Raw genomic sequence first — 16,208 nt, 5'->3', positions numbered from 1 at the left:
TACCTTGCAGAACCCTTCAAGCTTTTCGTCTAAAGGTTATAGCGACTGCTTATAACCGCCACTTATCGACCAATATCAAAACTTTTTGATATTGGCCTTGCGGGGACGCCCACCCGTCACTAGACTGCTGGCCTTATGAATATACCCATGCCCTCACTGCGCCCCGACGACGGCGATGAACTGGCAGCCTTGTGCAAGGCCGCTGGCGACCCGTTGCGTTTGAACGTGTTGCGCGCACTGGCCAACGATTCCTTTGGCGTGCTGGAGCTGGCGCAGATCTTCGCCATCGGTCAGTCCGGCATGAGCCACCACCTGAAGGTATTGGCCCAGGCCGAGCTGGTGGCGACCCGCCGTGAAGGCAATGCGATTTTCTATCGGCGCGCCCTGCCCCACACCGAACTGCTGGGCGGCAAGCTGCACACCGCGCTGCTCGAAGAGGTGGACAACCTGAGCCTGCCGTTTGATGTGCAATCGCGCATCGGCCAGGTCCACGGGCAGCGCGCCGCCGCCAGCCAGGACTTTTTCGCGCGGGTAGCAGAGAAGTTTCGCGCCCAGCAGGACCTGATCGCTGGCCTGGCTCAATACCGCGACAGCGTACTGGCGCTGCTGGACAAGCTGAGCTTCAGCGACGAGGCCACAGCGCTGGAAGTCGGACCGGGCGATGGCGGTTTCCTGCCGGAACTGGCGCGGCGGTTTCACCAGGTCACGGCGCTGGACAACAGCCCGGCGATGCTCGACCTGGCACGCCAGCTCTGCGAGCGCGAGTCGCTGGGCAATGTCCGCCTGCAACTGGCCGACGCACTGAGCAGCACGACAATCAAGGCCGACTGCGTGGTGCTGAATATGGTCTTGCACCATTTCGCCGCCCCCGCCGAGGCCCTCAAGCAAATGGCCGGGCTGCTGCACCCCGGCGGTAGCCTGCTGGTTACGGATTTATGCAGCCACAACCAGAATTGGGCCAGGGAGGCCTGCGGTGATCTCTGGTTGGGTTTTGAACAGGATGATCTGGCCCGTTGGGCCACCGCTGCGGGACTCGTTCCCGGGGATAGCCTCTATGTAGGTTTACGCAATGGTTTCCAGATCCAGGTCCGCCATTTTCAGCGGCCGGCTGGCGACACTCACCATCGGTAAATATCAGGAAAACATCGAGATGAGCGAATACTCCCTTTTCACCTCCGAGTCCGTGTCTGAAGGGCATCCGGACAAAATCGCCGACCAGATTTCTGATGCGGTGCTGGACGCCATCATTGCTGAAGACAAGTTCGCCCGTGTGGCGTGCGAGACCCTGGTGAAAACCGGTGTAGCGATCATCGCTGGCGAAGTGACCACCACCGCCTGGGTTGACCTGGAGCAACTGGTTCGTGATGTGATCACCGACATCGGCTACAACAGTTCCGACGTCGGCTTCGACGGTGCGACCTGCGGCGTGATGAACATCATCGGCAAGCAGTCCCCGGACATCAACCAGGGTGTAGACCGCGCCAAGCCGGAAGACCAGGGCGCCGGCGACCAGGGCCTGATGTTCGGCTACGCCAGCAACGAAACCGACGTGTTGATGCCAGCACCGATCACCTTCTCGCACCAGCTTGTGCAGCGTCAGGCAGAAGCCCGCAAATCCGGCCTGCTGCCGTGGCTGCGCCCTGACGCCAAGTCCCAGGTGACCTGCCGTTACGAAGGCGGCAAGGTCGTGGGTATCGACGCGGTTGTACTGTCGACCCAGCACAACCCAGACGTGTCCTACGCCGACCTGCGCGAAGGCGTGATGGAGCTGATCGTCAAGCACGTGCTGCCGGCCGAACTGCTGAGCAAGGACACCCAGTTCCACATCAACCCGACAGGCCAGTTCATCATCGGTGGCCCGGTAGGCGACTGCGGCCTGACCGGTCGCAAGATCATCGTCGACAGCTACGGCGGCATGGCCCGTCACGGCGGCGGCGCGTTCTCGGGTAAAGACCCGTCCAAGGTTGACCGCTCGGCAGCCTACGCGGGTCGTTACGTGGCGAAGAATATCGTCGCGGCCGGCCTGGCCGAGCGCTGCGAGATCCAGGTTTCCTACGCTATCGGCGTGGCCCAGCCTACGTCGATCTCGCTGAATACCTTCGGCACCGGCAAGATCAGCGACGATAAGATCGTCAAGCTGGTGCGTGAGGTCTTCGACCTGCGCCCTTACGCGATCACCACCATGCTCGACCTGCTGCACCCGATGTACCAGGAAACCGCAGCGTACGGCCACTTCGGCCGTACCCCTGCGCAGAAGACTGTCGGCGACGACACCTTCACCACCTTCACCTGGGAAAAAACCGACCGCGCCAACGACCTGCGCACCGCCGCCGGCCTGTAAACGCTCAAGGTGCACAAAAGCCCCGCCAGGTTCGCCTGGCGGGGCTTTTTATTGCATCGCACTTTGCGCGACACCCCTCACACTTTTTGGATCCAAAGCTTGCAGGCCCAATGATGGCCCTCTAGAATCCGCGCCCTCTCGGGCCTCTCACCTTATTTGGATATTGCCCTGCGCCAGCCCGGGAGTTCCAAGCGCGCAGGCAATCGAACATTGAGGTTTTTCATGCGCATCTCCACGCTCGCCCCTGCCGCCCTTCTGCTCAGCCTGTTCACCCTGCCGGTCCACGCCGCCGACCTGAGCGCACTGAGCGGTGCCCTGAGCTCGCAGCTCGGTGGCGGCAATTCCGGCGACTGCCAGAAGCAAGCCGCAGACCTGCAAACCAGGATCGATGCAGCCGAAGTCCAGAAGGACACCTTGAAAGTGAAGGCCTTCAAAGCCGCTCAAGACCAGATCAACAAAGGCTGTGACAAACTTTCCGAAGCGCAGGCCAAAGCCGATGCCAAGCAACAAACACAGGAAGCCAAGGCTGATAAACCTGACGCGGTGAAAGCCCTGGGCGGCCTGTTCAAGTAAACAGAAACACCCGGTAAAAAGCCCCGCGCTGTCGGGGCTTTTTTGTGGCCGCAGGGTTCCATTAGGCTGGGCACCCTTTTCGAGCAAGGATGCTCATGATGCGCCTACCGATAGCCCTTTTACTCAGTATTTTATCGTTCAGCCTGTGGGCCGAAGATTGCCCCGACGATGCTCGGGCACAGGTCAGCACCCTGGCCGAACAACTCCGCCAGTGGGATGACAGCTACCACCGGCTCGGCCAATCCCCTGTGAGCGATGAGCTCTACGACCAGGCCCGCCAGCGACTGGCCCACTGGCGCCAGTGTTTCCCCGACACCCCTTTGACGCCCGACAACCCACTGGCGAGCGCACGCGGTACCCGGCCGCATCCCGTTGCCCATACCGGCCTGGAGAAACTGCTGGATGAACAGGCAGTCGCTGCCTGGCTGGTCAACCGCGAGGATGTCTGGATTCAACCGAAGGTGGACGGTGTGGCGGTGACCCTGGTGTATCGCAAGGGGCGCCTGAGCCAAGTCATCAGCCGCGGCGATGGAGCAAGGGGTCACGACTGGTCTGCCTCAGCGCGCAAAATCCCCGGCATAGTCCAGCAGTTGCCCGAGCCCATTGATCTCGTATTGCAAGGCGAACTCTATTGGCACCTCGGCGACCATGTGCAGTCGGCAAATGGCGGGCTCAATGCCCGCAGCAAGGTAGCCGGGTTGATGAACCGCAAGCAATTGAGCGACAGCGACGCCGCATGCATTGGCCTGTTCGTCTGGGCTTGGCCGAAAGGGCCGGCGACATTTACCGAACGCCTCGCCACACTGGCACGCTGGGGCTTCACCGATAGCCGACGCTACAGCCATCCCATTCGAAACATCACCGAAGCCTCGCATTGGCGCACCTATTGGTACAACCATCCATTGCCGTTCGCCAGCGATGGCGTGGTGCTGCACCAGGCGCAGCACGCACCCGCCGAACGCTGGCAGGTTAATGCGCCGTATTGGGCAGTCGCCTGGAAGTACCCAGCGGCCAAGGCGTTGGCACTGGTGCGCAACGTTGAGTTCAAGGTCGGACGCACCGGACGCATCACCCCCATGCTGGAACTGGAGCCGGTACGCTTGGACGACCGGAAAATCAGCCGGGTAAGTGTCGGCTCATTGGTACGCTGGCAAGCGTTGGATATCCGACCTGGCGACCAGGTCGCGGTCAGCCTGGCGGGCCAGGTTATTCCTCGGTTGGACGCGGTCATTTTGCGCAGTACCACCAGGGTGGACCTGCCAGTGCCCAACCCTGCCAAATTCCATGCGCTGAGCTGCTGGCAACTGGACCCCGATTGCGAGGAACAATTACTGGCACGCCTTACCTGGCTCAGCGGCAACCAGGGCCTCGCGTTGCCACACGTAGGTCGCGAAACCTGGAACGTATTGATCCAGGCCGGTCTAATCGCAGGCTTTCTCGATTGGTTAACCCTGGACGCGGCAGAGCTTGCTAACATTGATGGCTTCGGTGATCGCAGCCGCGAACGCCTACTCGAAAGCCTTCACAGCGCTCGGCAGCGGCCCTTTGCACAATGGCTCAAGGCCCTGGGTGTACCGCCTGCGGCACGTAACAACCTGGAGGGCGACTGGCAGACGCTGGTCGCCAGAGACACCCAGGCCTGGCTGAACATTGATGGCATCGGCCCGGGCCGCGCAGCGCAATTGAGCGCTTTTTTTCGCGACCCGCATGTACAGGCCTTGGCTGAAACATTACGCATGGCGGGGATAGACGGGTTTTGAACCCCGCTGCCCCTCGCCATCAGATTGCGACTTTGGAGCCCCACATGAAATTTCTAATCCCTTTTGCCTTGCTGACCGTCGCAAGCTTCATGACCACACCGTTGCTGGCCGCTGAACAAGCCGCTCCCCTCACCGGCTGCGCCGCCAAACGCCAAGCCATCAGCACCCAGATCGAACAAGCCAAGGCCCACGGCAACAGCGCGCAACAAGCCGGCCTGGAAAAAGCCCTGAGTGAAGTCACCGCCAACTGCACCGACGCGTCCCTGAAGAAGGAGCGTGAAAACAAGGTACTCGACGCCAAGCACGAAGTCAGCCGCCGTCAGGCCGACCTCGACAAGGCCATGAAAAAAGGCGACGCGGACAAGATCAACAAGCGCAAGGACAAGCTCGCCGAGTCCCGCAAGGAACTGCAGGACGCGGTGGAAGAACTCGACCAGTAAAACCGGTCAGTGGTCCCGGAACTGTTTATGGCAGGCGCTGCAGGCATCTTCGACTTTCTGCACGGCCGGCCCCAGGTTACTGGCCTTGTAGGGCTGCACCTGGCTGGCGGTCACCAATTCGCCGGTGGCCGCTTCAAGGTTGCGGGCCAGTTGCTGGAATTGCGCCTGTTTCTGCCAGACATCGTCCTTGGCGCTGGTGTTATCTTCTTCGCGCACGCTTGGGAAATGTTTCCAAGGCTCATGGGACAAGGCGTCGAGCTTGACCGCACCCTCGGCAAACTTGGCGCCGTCGAACGGAATGCGCCCGCGCAACATGCCGCCCAGGTCTTCGCCGGTCTTGAGCATCTGTTTGAAGATTGCCTTGCGCTGGCCCAGCGGCGAATTCGGATCGACACCGCCGCAGGAGGACAGGGCCAGGCAGGCCAGCAGTACAACAGTCAGTCGTTTAAAAGTCATGGTGGCTTCGAGGTCACGGGAAACGGCGGCCAGTATCCTCGCCCCACCCACAAAGACCAATAGCCCTATTAATAATAAGGGTTGCCCGAAGGTGTTACAGCGCGGGCAATCGCTTCAGGAAGTGTTTGTATGTATGTCATGTCGAAACCCTGGAGCCGCCGCCTGGCGTGGGCTCTGCCGATAATCGTGCTGCTGGCCGGCTGCGATGCGGGTAAAGAAGCTGCCAAAGATGAAACTTCCAAGCCTCACGCCGTCGCGACCTATGTCAGCGCGCCGTGGGAAGCGCTACCCGCAGTATCCGACAACGATTTGCTGGCCGGTTTCGAATCCTGGCGCAGCGCCTGCCAACGCCTCAAGGCCGACCCGATCTGGGGCGCGACCTGCGCAGCCGCCGCTACGGTGCCCGGCAATGCCGTGGCCGTACGCGGGTTTCTCAAGGAGCGCCTGGATGTGTTCGGCCTGCGTTCGGCCGACAACACCCCGAACGGCTTGATCACGGGTTACTACGAGCCGGTCTACCCCGGCAGCCTGACCAAAACCGCCAAAGCCAATGTGCCGGTGTATGGCGTACCGGACGACCTGATCATCGTTAACCTGGAAAGCATCTACCCCGAACTCAAGGGCAAACGCCTGCGCGGTCGCCTGGAAGGTCGCGTACTCAAGCCCTACGACGACGCCAGCGCCATCAATGGCCAAGGCTCCACGGCCAAACCGATTGCCTGGCTGACTGACCCGATGGACCTGCAATTCCTGCAAATCCAGGGCTCAGGCCGGATCCAACTGGCCGGAGGGCGCCAACTGCGCGTCGGTTATGGTGACCAGAATGGCTACCCCTATCGCCCCATCGGCCGCTGGTTGGTGGAGCAAGGGCAGTTGAAGAAAGAAGATGTGACCATGGGCGCCATCAGCGCCTGGGCCAAGGCCAACCCGCAGCGCATCCCGGAACTGCTGGCGAGCAACCCCAGCTACGTCTTCTTCAGCGCCCGCCCCGACAGTAACGAAGGCCCGCGCGGTTCGCTGAACGTGCCGTTGACCGCAGGCTACAGTGTGGCGGTGGATCGCAAGGTGATTCCACTGGGCAGCCTGCTGTGGCTATCGACTTCCAAACCGGACGGTTCACCTATCACAAGGCCCGTCGCCGCCCAGGACACCGGCGGTGCGATCACGGGCGAAGTGCGCGCGGACCTGTTCTGGGGCACCGGCGACGCAGCGGGAGAATTGGCGGGCAACATGAAACAGCAGGGGCAGATCTGGATGCTGTGGCCCAAGGGCGCAGCACTGCCGCATGTACCGGATGCACCTAGCGGGACGTGAAAGCGGTCTGTCCAACTTGGTTCATTGGGGTGAGCGGGCTTGCCAGTGGGCAGGCTTGTTGTGGCAAGCGCGCTTACCACAACAAGCCCACACCCAAGGAATCGGCTTCAACCGTCAGATCGAGACAAAGAAGAAACTCGCAATCAACGCCATCCCCACAAACCACACCAGCGAACGCAGCATCGCCCAGTCCGCCAGGTAACAGATGATGTACAGCAGGCGGCTGGTGATAAACAGCACAGCCAGCACATTGATGGTCACCAATTCGGCCGTACCGGCCAGGTGCGCGATGATCACTGCAGCCGCAAACGCTGGCGTGACTTCAAAGCTGTTGAGCTGCGCACTATGCGCACGCTTGGCAAACCCTTCGAGGGTGTCCAGGAACGCCCGGGGGTCGTGGTTCTGCCGTGGCCCGAACTTACCACCACTGAACTTGGCCACGCCTGTACACAGATAAGGCAGGAAAATTGCGATCAACACACACCAGAAGGCCACCGTCATCACTGATTCCTTTTTTAATTTTGTTTTAAGTTTTAAACAGAAATTAGAGTTTTAGCACTAAACCTGTAAAACCGCACACACCGCTATGAACCGCCACGTCCGGAAAGGTTCTATCGGTGATTTGTCCCCACTCCTGCAACATCGTGCCGCTGTTGCGGTCCATCCCCCATCAACGCTCTCTCCCCACCTTCCAAGGACCCCGGATGCTTGAACTTGTCGCCGCCTTCATTTGCCTCACCACCCTGCTCACCTACGTGAACTTTCGCTTTATCGGCCTGCCACCCACCATCGGCGTGATGGTCACGGCGCTGGTGTTTTCACTGATCCTGCAAGGCTTGAGTTTTCTCGGCTACCCCGGTCTTGAGGAACGCATCCAGCAACTGATCGGCCAGATCGACTTCGGCGATTTGTTGATGAACTGGATGCTCTCGTTCCTGCTGTTCGCCGGCGCCTTGCACGTCAACCTGAACGACCTGCGCAGCTACCGCTGGCCCATCGGCCTGCTGGCGACCTTCGGCGTGCTGATCGCCACCGTAGTGATCGGCAGCCTGGCGTATTACATCTTTGCCTTGTTTGGCTGGCATGTGAGCTTCCTCTACTGCCTGCTGTTCGGTGCACTGATTTCCCCCACCGACCCGATTGCGGTGCTGGGCGTACTGCGTACCGCCAATGCCTCCAAACCCCTGAAAACCACCATCGTCGGCGAGTCGCTGTTCAATGACGGCACGGCAGTCGTGGTGTTTACCGTACTGCTGGGGATCGCACAGTTGGGCGAGACGCCCACCGTGGGCGCTACCGCCATGCTGTTTGCCCATGAGGCCATCGGCGGCGTGGTGTTCGGTGGCCTGATCGGCTACCTCGTTTACCTGATGATCAAGAGTATCGAGCAGCACCAGATCGAAGTGATGCTGACCCTGGCTCTGGTCATCGGCGGCTCGGCAATGGCCACCGAACTGCACGTCTCGGCACCGATCGCGATGGTGGTCGCCGGCCTGATCATCGGCAACCTGGGGCGCAAGCTGGCAATGAACGACATGACCCGTCGCTACCTCGACGGCTTCTGGGAGCTGCTCGATGACATGCTCAACGCCCTGCTGTTTGCACTGATCGGCATGGAACTGTTGCTGTTGCCGTTCAACTGGCTGCACGTGTTCGCCGCCAGCCTGCTGGCCGTGGCGATCCTGCTGTCGCGCCTGCTGACGGTCGCTCCGGCCATTCTGTTGCTGCGCCGCTGGCGCACGGTGCCACGCGGGACCATCCGCATCCTGACCTGGGGTGGTTTGCGCGGTGGGGTTTCAGTGGCGCTGGCATTGGCCTTGCCACTGAGCCCGGAGCGCGATTTGCTGCTGAGCATCACCTACATCGTGGTGCTGTCGTCGATCCTGTTGCAGGGCTTGAGCATCGGCAAGCTGGTCAAGCGCGTAACCCGGGACGAGCCCCAGGCCGCGCCTGACACTCACTGATCCTTGTTGATCCGCTGCGGATGCCTCGGGTCCGCAGCTTTTTTGCCCGGCAGGCTGCTTTCGCTGCGAATCTGCGCATGACTGATCAACGCAAAGATAAAGCTGCCGCCAATGATATTGCCCGCCAGGGTCGGCCCGGCAAACACCAGCCAGAAGTCACTCCACGGCAACTCGCCGGCAAACACCAGGTACGACACCTCCGCCGAGCCGACAACGATATGAGTGAAGTCGCCCAATGCCATGAGGTAGGTGATCAAGATAATGATCCACATCTTGGCGCTCTCCATGGACGGGATCATCCATACCATGGTGGCGATCATCCAGCCGGAAACGATGCCCTTGGCGAACATCTGGCCGGGGTCGTTCTCCATGATCTTGCGCCCGATCTCAAGGAAGGCCATGTCGGTCCTGGTATCGAAGATCGGCAGGTGCAGCATCACGTACGCCACTAGCAAGGTGCCGCACAGGTTACCCACCAGCACCACCGACCATAACCGCAGCAGGCGCCCGGCGTTGCCCAGGGTGGGCTTGCTCATCACCGGCAGCACGGCCGTCAGGGTGTTTTCGGTGAACAACTGTTGGCGCGCGAGGATCACCGCCAGGAAGCCCGCGCAGTAACCGAAGCTGGCGATCACCTTGAAGGCTTCGCCCTCCGGCAGACGCGAGTTGAGCAGCCCCATGGCCATCAGCGACAGACCCATGGTCAGGCCGGCAGCCAGCGCCGACCACCATAGGGCGGCGACGCTGCGCTCGAGCTCCTGGTCGCCCTGGGTGCGGATGATTTCGTGCAGCACCGCCGCGCGAGGCGGCTGGTTCTTGTCCACGTCCTGCTGCTCTTCCTGCGACAGGTTGGGGGTCTTGCCGTCTGTTTGGGTGGCCATGATTTACCAGAGTCCGAGGGGTACCTGTAGCTACGACACGGCCCGACGATGGCTGTTCAGTGGCCTGACGATTTAACTGGTATGCGCCAGGCTATGGCGGCTTCTACAGTGGTAGAGCGGATCGGGGTACTCCAGGGTTTACTACGCGCCTTGTAGTATTTGACGATGCCGTCGCGCACGTTGTTGAACGCCTGTGGCGTCGTGGCATCCGCCAAGTCACGGGCGGCACGCCGCAGCAATTCGATATTGGCCTGCGGCTGGCCAGGCCGATAGAGCGACGGGTAAATGACTTCCCGCGTGAAATTTTCGGCCTTTACCGCCAGATCACGCCTGTTCATCTGCACAACCGCGTTCGTCATGACCTTCGACATCGCCACTTCGTTGCCAGGAGGCTGTCTGTTCATCACTTGCAGAAGCTGCTGAAAATTAGGCCTTCCGGCTGCGTTGAGACGCCGTCCCAACCACTCGACACGCTCGGGACGACGTGCCAGTGCATCCAGGTTACGCAACGCAGCCGCCAACCTGGGAGTCACCGTCAGCTTGTCACTGGCCTGATTGGCTTCGGTAATGGCGGCCTCCAGTTCCTGCATTGCTTGCTGTGCGCTCTTGCGAAACATCAGCACATCCTTGGCGGCGGGATCCTTCTCCAGATAACTCTCAACGCTCGCCAGCATTTTGTCGTCCATGGCCAACACCGCGTCGTCCAATGACTGGAATTGGTAACGCTCACGCAACGCCGCACGCTTTTCCAGGTGCGCACTTACCGCCGTACGCGCCGACGTTTGCAGATGCTTCTTCTGATCGTCGGTCATGGTGAAATTGACCGTGCCACCGAACACGCCACGGAAGTCGCCCTTTTCTGATTTCAGCGGTAATACGACGGTCTGATCCGCTTGTGCCTTGAGCTTGTCTTCCTGATACCCCCAGGCAGCCGCATGCGGGACACCAATGATCCTATCGAGCAAGCCGCTCACAACGCTGCCTGCCTTGGCAGGCTCCGGGTTTTCGGACTCGAACCTGACGACCAGTGACTCGCTCTTGCTCAGAGGGCTTTCTGGAAAAGGCGGATCAATCACCGCAGAAGACGGCGTGTTGACCAGCAGTCCACCATCCAGAAATGCCGTTTGCTCAGCGTGCTCCTGAAAGGCATGGCCCCGCTCTATCGGGCTTTTGAACAACCCAGGTAATGAGCCAGATATAAGAGCCACCTGGGCAATGTCCATGTCCGGTGTGGTGCTCGCATTGAACACCACCAACTGCGGTCGGCCATCGAACAGACCGGTTCCCGTGATGTTGAGCTGCTTGACCGCAGCAATGTGACGACTCAACACCTCAATGTCGCGAAACGTCGGTCCTTTCCCGGCACTGAGCCGGTCTGCAATCTTCATGACGCCAGCGGGCCGGTCTACCCGCCGGGTCCCGGCGACCTTCGCCAGCAGCGACTTGCGCGCCTCATTGCCGATCAGGTCTTTCAGGGCCTGCGCTTCGGTTTGCAGGCGCGGTATCAGGGTGAACAATAACTGCGCGATATTTCCCGCCGTACCTGGCAAGCGCCCTGCCAGTTTTCCAATTTCAGTACTGGCATTCTGTAGCTTTGCCATAAAAGAATTCTTGCTGTTCAGCAATTCAGGCAGGTTGAGTCTGTTCGACAGGTTTTCAAAGGTCCTGGCATCCATGCCACTGGCCAGCAACACAGCAGAAATCGCGCCCACGGAGGACGCGGAGATCACTTTGACGCCCGCCAGTGCCTTGTGGTTTTCAAGTGCCTGGGCCATGCCCGGGAAAGCAATGCCCTTGGCCCCACCCCCACTCAATACCAGATGCGTAAGCGGCGGCGGTGACGAAACCACTTCCACCCGGCCATCGCTGAATCGCTCAAGGCTCACTTTGCGCTCGCCCACGTCTTTGACCAGCGATGTCTTTATATTCTTTTCTACATTCTCCGGCGGCTGAGACTGAGCAGTGAAATGCGAGCTTGACACTTTCATATTCATACGCGCCATTCTCTACAGGATGTCATCCTGAGTGACGCGAGAGCCGGGACAGGTCCATCCGGAATGATTTGGTAAAGCAAATCGACCCGGGCCGCGATTACAGTGGAGGAATGTCGTCCTTGAACTGATCCTTCACATACCTGATCTCAGTGCGGCCATGAGGCGCTGGCAGGCCATCTTCACCAAGGTTGACGAAAACCATTTTTTCCACGGTAAGAATGCTACTGCGGGTGATCTTGTTGCGCACTTCACAGGTCAGGGTGATGGAGGTGCGACCGAACGCAGTGGCGGTGATGCCCAGTTCGATGATGTCGCCCTGGCGCGAGGCACTGACGAAGTTGATTTCGGAGATGTACTTGGTGACGACGCGTTGGTTGCCCAGTTGAACAATGGCGTAGATGGCCGCTTCTTCGTCGATCCAGCGCAGCAGGCTGCCGCCGAACAGGGTGCCGTTGGGGTTGAGGTCTTCGGGTTTTACCCATTTGCGGGTGTGGAAGTTCATGTTCACTCCAAAGCGTGTTGCCCAATGATGGGCAACATCATGGCAGACGCCCGCCCCAAGCTCTACGCGCCATTGCCTATCAACCCCATGAGCGATCTTCATATGGCCGACAGAAAGGCTTGGGAAGTCTGGCGCACACGGCTATAATCGCCCCCGCTTCAAAACGGTTATCTTCGGTTGATACCGTTCTCCCGCCACCTGTCCGAGGGGCGCTGCAGCAGGTTCAACCTGTCAGGCTCGGATGGGGCGTTGTCCGGCCTGGTCCACCTGGCCTGATACTAAACGCTCAACGGCGCCCATTCGCACACTACGAATGGAGGCTCTTCATGAGCGCTGTCAACACGCCTGCAGATTTCAACGACTACAAAGTCGCCGACATGTCCCTCGCTGCCTGGGGCCGTCGCGAAACCTTTATCGCCGAATCCGAAATGCCTGCCCTGATGGGTCTGCGTCGCAAGTACGCCGCTGAGCAGCCGCTCAAGGGCGCGAAGATCCTCGGCTGCATCCACATGACTATCCAGACTGCCGTGCTGATCGAAACCCTGGTTGCCCTGGGTGCCGAAGTGCGCTGGTCGTCCTGCAACATCTTCTCGACTCAAGACCAGGCCGCTGCCGCAATCGCTGCTGCCGGTATCCCGGTGTTCGCCTGGAAAGGCGAGACCGAAGAAGAGTACGAGTGGTGCCTGGAGCAAACCATCCTCAAAGATGGCGCGCCTTGGGATGCCAACATGATCCTCGACGACGGCGGCGACCTGACCGAGCTGCTGCACAAGAAGTACCCGCAGATCCTCGACCGCGTCCACGGCGTGACCGAAGAAACCACCACCGGCGTGCACCGCCTGCTGGACATGCTGGCCAAGGGCGAGCTGAAAATTCCGGCCATCAACGTCAACGACTCGGTGACCAAGAGCAAGAACGACAACAAGTATGGCTGCCGTCATAGCCTGAACGATGCCATCAAGCGCGGCACCGACCACCTGCTGTCGGGCAAGCAAGCCCTGGTGATCGGCTACGGCGACGTGGGCAAGGGTTCGTCCCAGTCCCTGCGTCAGGAAGGCATGATCGTCAAGGTTTCCGAAGTCGACCCGATCTGCGCCATGCAAGCCTGCATGGACGGTTTTGAAGTGGTTTCGCCGTTCATCGACGGCGTCAACGACGGCACCGCCGCCAGCGTCGACAAGGCCCTGCTGGGCAAGATCGACCTGATCGTCACCACCACCGGTAACGTGAATGTCTGCGACGCCAACATGCTCGCCGCCCTGAAAAAACGTGCCGTGGTCTGCAACATCGGTCACTTCGACAATGAGATCGACACCGCTTTCATGCGCAAGAACTGGGCATGGGAAGAAGTGAAGCCTCAGGTGCACAAGGTTCATCGTACCGGCGCGGGTGATTTCGACCCACAGAACGACGACTACCTGATCCTGCTGGCTGAAGGCCGCCTGGTTAACCTGGGCAACGCCACTGGCCACCCAAGCCGCATCATGGATGGCTCGTTCGCCAACCAGGTACTGGCCCAGATCTTCCTGTTCGGCCAGAAGTACGCCGACCTGTCGCCTGCCCAGAAAGCCGAGCGCCTGACCGTGGAAGTACTGCCGAAGAAACTCGACGAAGAAGTGGCCCTGGAAATGGTCCGCGGCTTCGGCGGCGTGGTAACTCAACTGACCAAGACCCAGGCCGACTACATCGGCGTGACCGTCGAAGGTCCGTTCAAGCCGCACGCTTACCGCTACTGATTTGCTTACCACCCGCTCTCCTTGTGAGGGCGGGCCTTTATGTGGGAGGGGCGGTGCGACGATTCGACGTGCCCCCGATAACGAAATGCCAGTTAACAGATATGTCGACTGACACACCCTCATCGGGGGCAAGCCCCTCCTACATTAAATCGGTGCATGACTTCCGGTATCTGAGTTTCAAAGGGTTATTACCATGTCCCAAGACCGTCGCTACAGCTTCGAGTTCTTCCCGACCAAGACCGATGCTGGGCATGAAAAACTGATGGCGACTGCCACGCAGTTGGCCAGCTACAACCCGGACTTCTTCTCCTGCACCTACGGCGCTGGCGGCTCGACCCGTGACCGCACGATCAACACCGTGTTGCAGCTGGAAAGCCAGGTCAAAGTTCCCGCCGCTCCGCATTTGTCATGCGTGGGCGACAGCAAGGCCGACCTGCGCGGCCTGCTGACCCAGTACAAAGCTGCTGGTATCAAGCGCATCGTCGCCCTGCGCGGTGACCTGCCGTCCGGCATGGGCATGGCCAGCGGCGAGCTGCGCTACGCCAATGACCTGGTGAGCTTCATCCGTGAAGAAACCGGCGACCATTTCCATATCGAAGTCGCGGCTTACCCGGAGATGCATCCACAAGCACGCAATTTCGAAGAGGACCTGCAGAACTTCGTGCGCAAGGCCAACGCCGGCGCCGACAGCGCAATCACCCAGTATTTCTTCAACGCCGACAGCTACTTCTACTTCGTCGAGCGTGTACGAGCCATGGGCGTGAACATCCCGATCGTGCCAGGCATCATGCCGATCACCAACTACAGCAAACTGGCGCGTTTCTCCGATGCCTGCGGCGCCGAGATCCCACGCTGGGTGCGCAAACAACTGGAAGCCTATGGCGACGACGTCAAGAGCATCCAGGCGTTCGGCGAACAGGTCATCAGCACAATGTGTGAAGAATTGTTGCAAGGTGGCGCGCCAGGGTTGCACTTCTATACCCTGAACCAGGCTGAACCAAGCCTTGCAATCTGGAACAACCTCAAGCTGCCACGCTGAAGGTTGCCCGGCAGTGCCAAGGCCCTCGTCTACGAGGGCCTTTGTCGTTTTACATGCCCACGGAACCCAGCAGTCCATGAATACAGTGCCCACGCCGTCCCGCCCACAACTGGTCTACCTGGTCTTCGGCTCCGAGACCTACCACCAGGAAGCGGTGTTCAGCATCGCCAGTGCGCTGGCTTTCCTGCAGGCAACCCCGGAAGCCGCCGTGGATATCCAGGTATTCAGCGACAACCCCGAGCCCTATCGCCTTTTGCCGGTACGCGTACGCCCGCTGGACGAAGCTACCCGCAAACGCTGGAGCGAACCCCACGGCTATCACTTCCGTACCAAGCATGTGGTATTGCGCCAAGTGCTGGAAGAATCGCCGGTGGCCATGCTGATCGACACCGATACCTTCTTCCATCACTCACCGATGGACCTGTTCGAGCGCGTGCAACCCGGCACCCTGCTGTGCAATGCCTTCTACAGCAAGTACGGCGACAACCACGAGAGCATTCTCTACACCGCCTTGCGCCAGCGCCTGCTGGACATGGGCGTGGCCGACGATGACATGATGACGCTCAACTCCGGGGTCATGGGCCTGACGCAACAGGATGCGCACATCCTCGACCGCTCCATCGCCTTGATGGACGAACTGTTCCCCTATGCCCAAGGCGCGTACACCCTCGAAGAGTTCTGCCTGTCGATCGCCGCCTATCGCACCGTCAACGTGCGCGAATGCCCGGACCTGATCCACCACTACTGGAGTCGCAAGCAGCTGTTTCGCGCCAAGGTCAAGGCCTGGATCGCCAAGCATGCGGCCGCGCCCACCAGCGCACTGGCGTTGGCCGACACTCGCAAGGTGTCCTCGCACCTGCCACGCCCTCCCCGCCTGCAGCGCCTTCTGTACAAGCTGATCACGCTGGTGCTGCCCAAGCACCAGCAGCAATTCATCCGTGAAATTCTCTACGGCTGCTACGAGCATGAGAACGAGTTCGACCAGGCGTGTGGCCCGGTTTGGTGGGACAAGGCCCGGCAGAACCTGGAAGAACGCCAGAAGCGCCCGATCGACACTCATCAGTTGGAGCACTGGTTTGCCAACCCCGTGGTACGCCTGATCCTCGGCGAGCGGCGGGCAGCGATCTACGAACACTTGATGGCCTCACCGGGCAAATAGCCCCGCCCGCAGATGCGCGTGCCAGAGCTTCTCTTTAGTGCGGGAGCGT

15 protein-coding genes and 1 riboswitch are annotated in these 16,208 nt (G+C 60.2%); of the genes, 10 read left to right on the top strand and 5 right to left on the bottom strand.

Features of this window, described 5'->3' with window-relative positions; translation table 11 throughout:
• Positions 1 to 135: 135 nt before the first annotated feature.
• The 5 genes from BMX59_RS06685 (at position 136) to BMX59_RS06665 (ending at position 5,114) form a co-directional block, all read left to right on the top strand.
• Positions 136 to 1,131, top strand: a complete 996-nt coding sequence (locus BMX59_RS06685; RefSeq protein WP_093120695.1) for an ArsR/SmtB family transcription factor — start codon at positions 136 to 138, stop codon at positions 1,129 to 1,131.
• Between the two features lie 19 nt (positions 1,132 to 1,150).
• Complete coding sequence (gene metK / locus BMX59_RS06680; protein ID WP_071490330.1) at positions 1,151 to 2,341, top strand: methionine adenosyltransferase; 1,191 nt, start codon at positions 1,151 to 1,153, stop codon at positions 2,339 to 2,341.
• 222 nt (positions 2,342 to 2,563) lie between these two features.
• The gene (locus BMX59_RS06675) at positions 2,564 to 2,914 is read left to right on the top strand and encodes a hypothetical protein (protein ID WP_093120692.1); all 351 of its coding nucleotides are present in this window, start codon (positions 2,564 to 2,566) and stop codon (positions 2,912 to 2,914) included.
• Positions 2,915 to 3,009: 95 nt separating this feature from the next.
• Entirely contained in the window at positions 3,010 to 4,674 is a 1,665-nt protein-coding gene (gene ligB, locus BMX59_RS06670) for an NAD-dependent DNA ligase LigB (protein WP_093120689.1), read from the top strand.
• Positions 4,675 to 4,718: 44 nt separating this feature from the next.
• Positions 4,719 to 5,114, top strand: coding sequence for a DUF1090 domain-containing protein (locus BMX59_RS06665; RefSeq protein WP_092242082.1), 396 nt, complete (start codon positions 4,719 to 4,721; stop codon positions 5,112 to 5,114).
• 6 nt (positions 5,115 to 5,120) lie between these two features.
• On the opposite strand, the gene BMX59_RS06660 is transcribed toward BMX59_RS06665, so the two are convergent.
• On the bottom strand, positions 5,121 to 5,570 hold the full coding sequence (locus BMX59_RS06660; RefSeq protein WP_092242076.1) for a c-type cytochrome: 450 nt from the start codon (positions 5,568 to 5,570) through the stop codon (positions 5,121 to 5,123).
• 129 nt (positions 5,571 to 5,699) lie between these two features.
• On the opposite strand from BMX59_RS06660, the gene BMX59_RS06655 reads away from it, so the two are divergent.
• Entirely contained in the window at positions 5,700 to 6,884 is a 1,185-nt protein-coding gene (locus BMX59_RS06655; RefSeq protein ID WP_092242073.1) for a murein transglycosylase A, read from the top strand.
• A 114-nt stretch (positions 6,885 to 6,998) separates the two neighbouring features.
• On the opposite strand, the gene BMX59_RS06650 is transcribed toward BMX59_RS06655, so the two are convergent.
• Entirely contained in the window at positions 6,999 to 7,385 is a 387-nt protein-coding gene (locus BMX59_RS06650) for an MAPEG family protein (RefSeq protein ID WP_010207167.1), read from the bottom strand.
• A 203-nt stretch (positions 7,386 to 7,588) separates the two neighbouring features.
• On the opposite strand from BMX59_RS06650, the gene BMX59_RS06645 reads away from it, so the two are divergent.
• Positions 7,589 to 8,848: a cation:proton antiporter gene (locus BMX59_RS06645; protein ID WP_071490336.1), complete on the top strand. Its 1,260-nt coding sequence runs from the start codon at positions 7,589 to 7,591 to the stop codon at positions 8,846 to 8,848.
• Here BMX59_RS06645 and BMX59_RS06640 read toward each other — a convergent pair.
• The 3 genes from BMX59_RS06640 to BMX59_RS06630 form a co-directional block, all read right to left on the bottom strand.
• Positions 8,842 to 9,729: a formate/nitrite transporter family protein gene (locus tag BMX59_RS06640; protein ID WP_092242068.1), complete on the bottom strand. Its 888-nt coding sequence runs from the start codon at positions 9,727 to 9,729 to the stop codon at positions 8,842 to 8,844. The two genes, BMX59_RS06645 and BMX59_RS06640, sit on opposite strands and share 7 nt — an antisense overlap.
• A gap of 56 nt (positions 9,730 to 9,785) precedes the next feature.
• Positions 9,786 to 11,717, bottom strand: a complete 1,932-nt coding sequence (locus tag BMX59_RS06635) for a patatin-like phospholipase family protein (RefSeq protein WP_093120915.1) — start codon at positions 11,715 to 11,717, stop codon at positions 9,786 to 9,788.
• Between the two features lie 103 nt (positions 11,718 to 11,820).
• Complete coding sequence (locus tag BMX59_RS06630; protein WP_092242066.1) at positions 11,821 to 12,225, bottom strand: acyl-CoA thioesterase; 405 nt, start codon at positions 12,223 to 12,225, stop codon at positions 11,821 to 11,823.
• A 198-nt stretch (positions 12,226 to 12,423) separates the two neighbouring features.
• Positions 12,424 to 12,530: riboswitch (S-adenosyl-L-homocysteine riboswitch) on the top strand.
• A 21-nt stretch (positions 12,531 to 12,551) separates the two neighbouring features.
• Here BMX59_RS06630 and ahcY point away from each other — a divergent pair.
• The 3 genes from ahcY to BMX59_RS06615 all read left to right on the top strand — a co-directional run bounded on the left by ahcY (position 12,552) and on the right by BMX59_RS06615 (position 16,159).
• Positions 12,552 to 13,961, top strand: a complete 1,410-nt coding sequence (gene ahcY / locus BMX59_RS06625; RefSeq protein ID WP_092242059.1) for an adenosylhomocysteinase — start codon at positions 12,552 to 12,554, stop codon at positions 13,959 to 13,961.
• Between the two features lie 193 nt (positions 13,962 to 14,154).
• The gene (metF, locus tag BMX59_RS06620) at positions 14,155 to 15,000 is read left to right on the top strand and encodes a methylenetetrahydrofolate reductase [NAD(P)H] (protein WP_093120680.1); all 846 of its coding nucleotides are present in this window, start codon (positions 14,155 to 14,157) and stop codon (positions 14,998 to 15,000) included.
• A 76-nt stretch (positions 15,001 to 15,076) separates the two neighbouring features.
• Entirely contained in the window at positions 15,077 to 16,159 is a 1,083-nt protein-coding gene (locus BMX59_RS06615) for a hypothetical protein (RefSeq protein WP_092242051.1), read from the top strand.
• Positions 16,160 to 16,208 lie beyond the last annotated feature (49 nt).

The sequence above is a fragment of the Pseudomonas sp. NFR09 genome (assembly GCF_900111535.1).
Taxonomy (GTDB): Bacteria; Pseudomonadota; Gammaproteobacteria; order Pseudomonadales; family Pseudomonadaceae; genus Aquipseudomonas; species Aquipseudomonas extremorientalis.
The sequence above is the reverse complement of the archived record's forward strand: the minus strand, read 5'-3'. Positions and strand labels throughout refer to the sequence as shown.

What these genes read in the sequence shown, in the direction of transcription:
- BMX59_RS06685 (WP_093120695.1), top strand. Translation starts at nt 136, where the DNA reads ATGAATATACCCATGCCCTCACTGCGCCCCGACGACGGCGATGAACTG.
- metK (WP_071490330.1), top strand. Translation starts at nt 1,151, where the DNA reads ATGAGCGAATACTCCCTTTTCACCTCCGAGTCCGTGTCTGAAGGGCAT.
- BMX59_RS06675 (WP_093120692.1), top strand. Translation starts at nt 2,564, where the DNA reads ATGCGCATCTCCACGCTCGCCCCTGCCGCCCTTCTGCTCAGCCTGTTC.
- ligB (WP_093120689.1), top strand. Translation starts at nt 3,010, where the DNA reads ATGATGCGCCTACCGATAGCCCTTTTACTCAGTATTTTATCGTTCAGC.
- BMX59_RS06665 (WP_092242082.1), top strand. Translation starts at nt 4,719, where the DNA reads ATGAAATTTCTAATCCCTTTTGCCTTGCTGACCGTCGCAAGCTTCATG.
- BMX59_RS06660 (WP_092242076.1), bottom strand. Translation starts at nt 5,570, where the DNA reads ATGACTTTTAAACGACTGACTGTTGTACTGCTGGCCTGCCTGGCCCTG.
- BMX59_RS06655 (WP_092242073.1), top strand. Translation starts at nt 5,700, where the DNA reads ATGTATGTCATGTCGAAACCCTGGAGCCGCCGCCTGGCGTGGGCTCTG.
- BMX59_RS06650 (WP_010207167.1), bottom strand. Translation starts at nt 7,385, where the DNA reads ATGACGGTGGCCTTCTGGTGTGTGTTGATCGCAATTTTCCTGCCTTAT.
- BMX59_RS06645 (WP_071490336.1), top strand. Translation starts at nt 7,589, where the DNA reads ATGCTTGAACTTGTCGCCGCCTTCATTTGCCTCACCACCCTGCTCACC.
- BMX59_RS06640 (WP_092242068.1), bottom strand. Translation starts at nt 9,729, where the DNA reads ATGGCCACCCAAACAGACGGCAAGACCCCCAACCTGTCGCAGGAAGAG.
- BMX59_RS06635 (WP_093120915.1), bottom strand. Translation starts at nt 11,717, where the DNA reads ATGAAAGTGTCAAGCTCGCATTTCACTGCTCAGTCTCAGCCGCCGGAG.
- BMX59_RS06630 (WP_092242066.1), bottom strand. Translation starts at nt 12,225, where the DNA reads ATGAACTTCCACACCCGCAAATGGGTAAAACCCGAAGACCTCAACCCC.
- ahcY (WP_092242059.1), top strand. Translation starts at nt 12,552, where the DNA reads ATGAGCGCTGTCAACACGCCTGCAGATTTCAACGACTACAAAGTCGCC.
- metF (WP_093120680.1), top strand. Translation starts at nt 14,155, where the DNA reads ATGTCCCAAGACCGTCGCTACAGCTTCGAGTTCTTCCCGACCAAGACC.
- BMX59_RS06615 (WP_092242051.1), top strand. Translation starts at nt 15,077, where the DNA reads ATGAATACAGTGCCCACGCCGTCCCGCCCACAACTGGTCTACCTGGTC.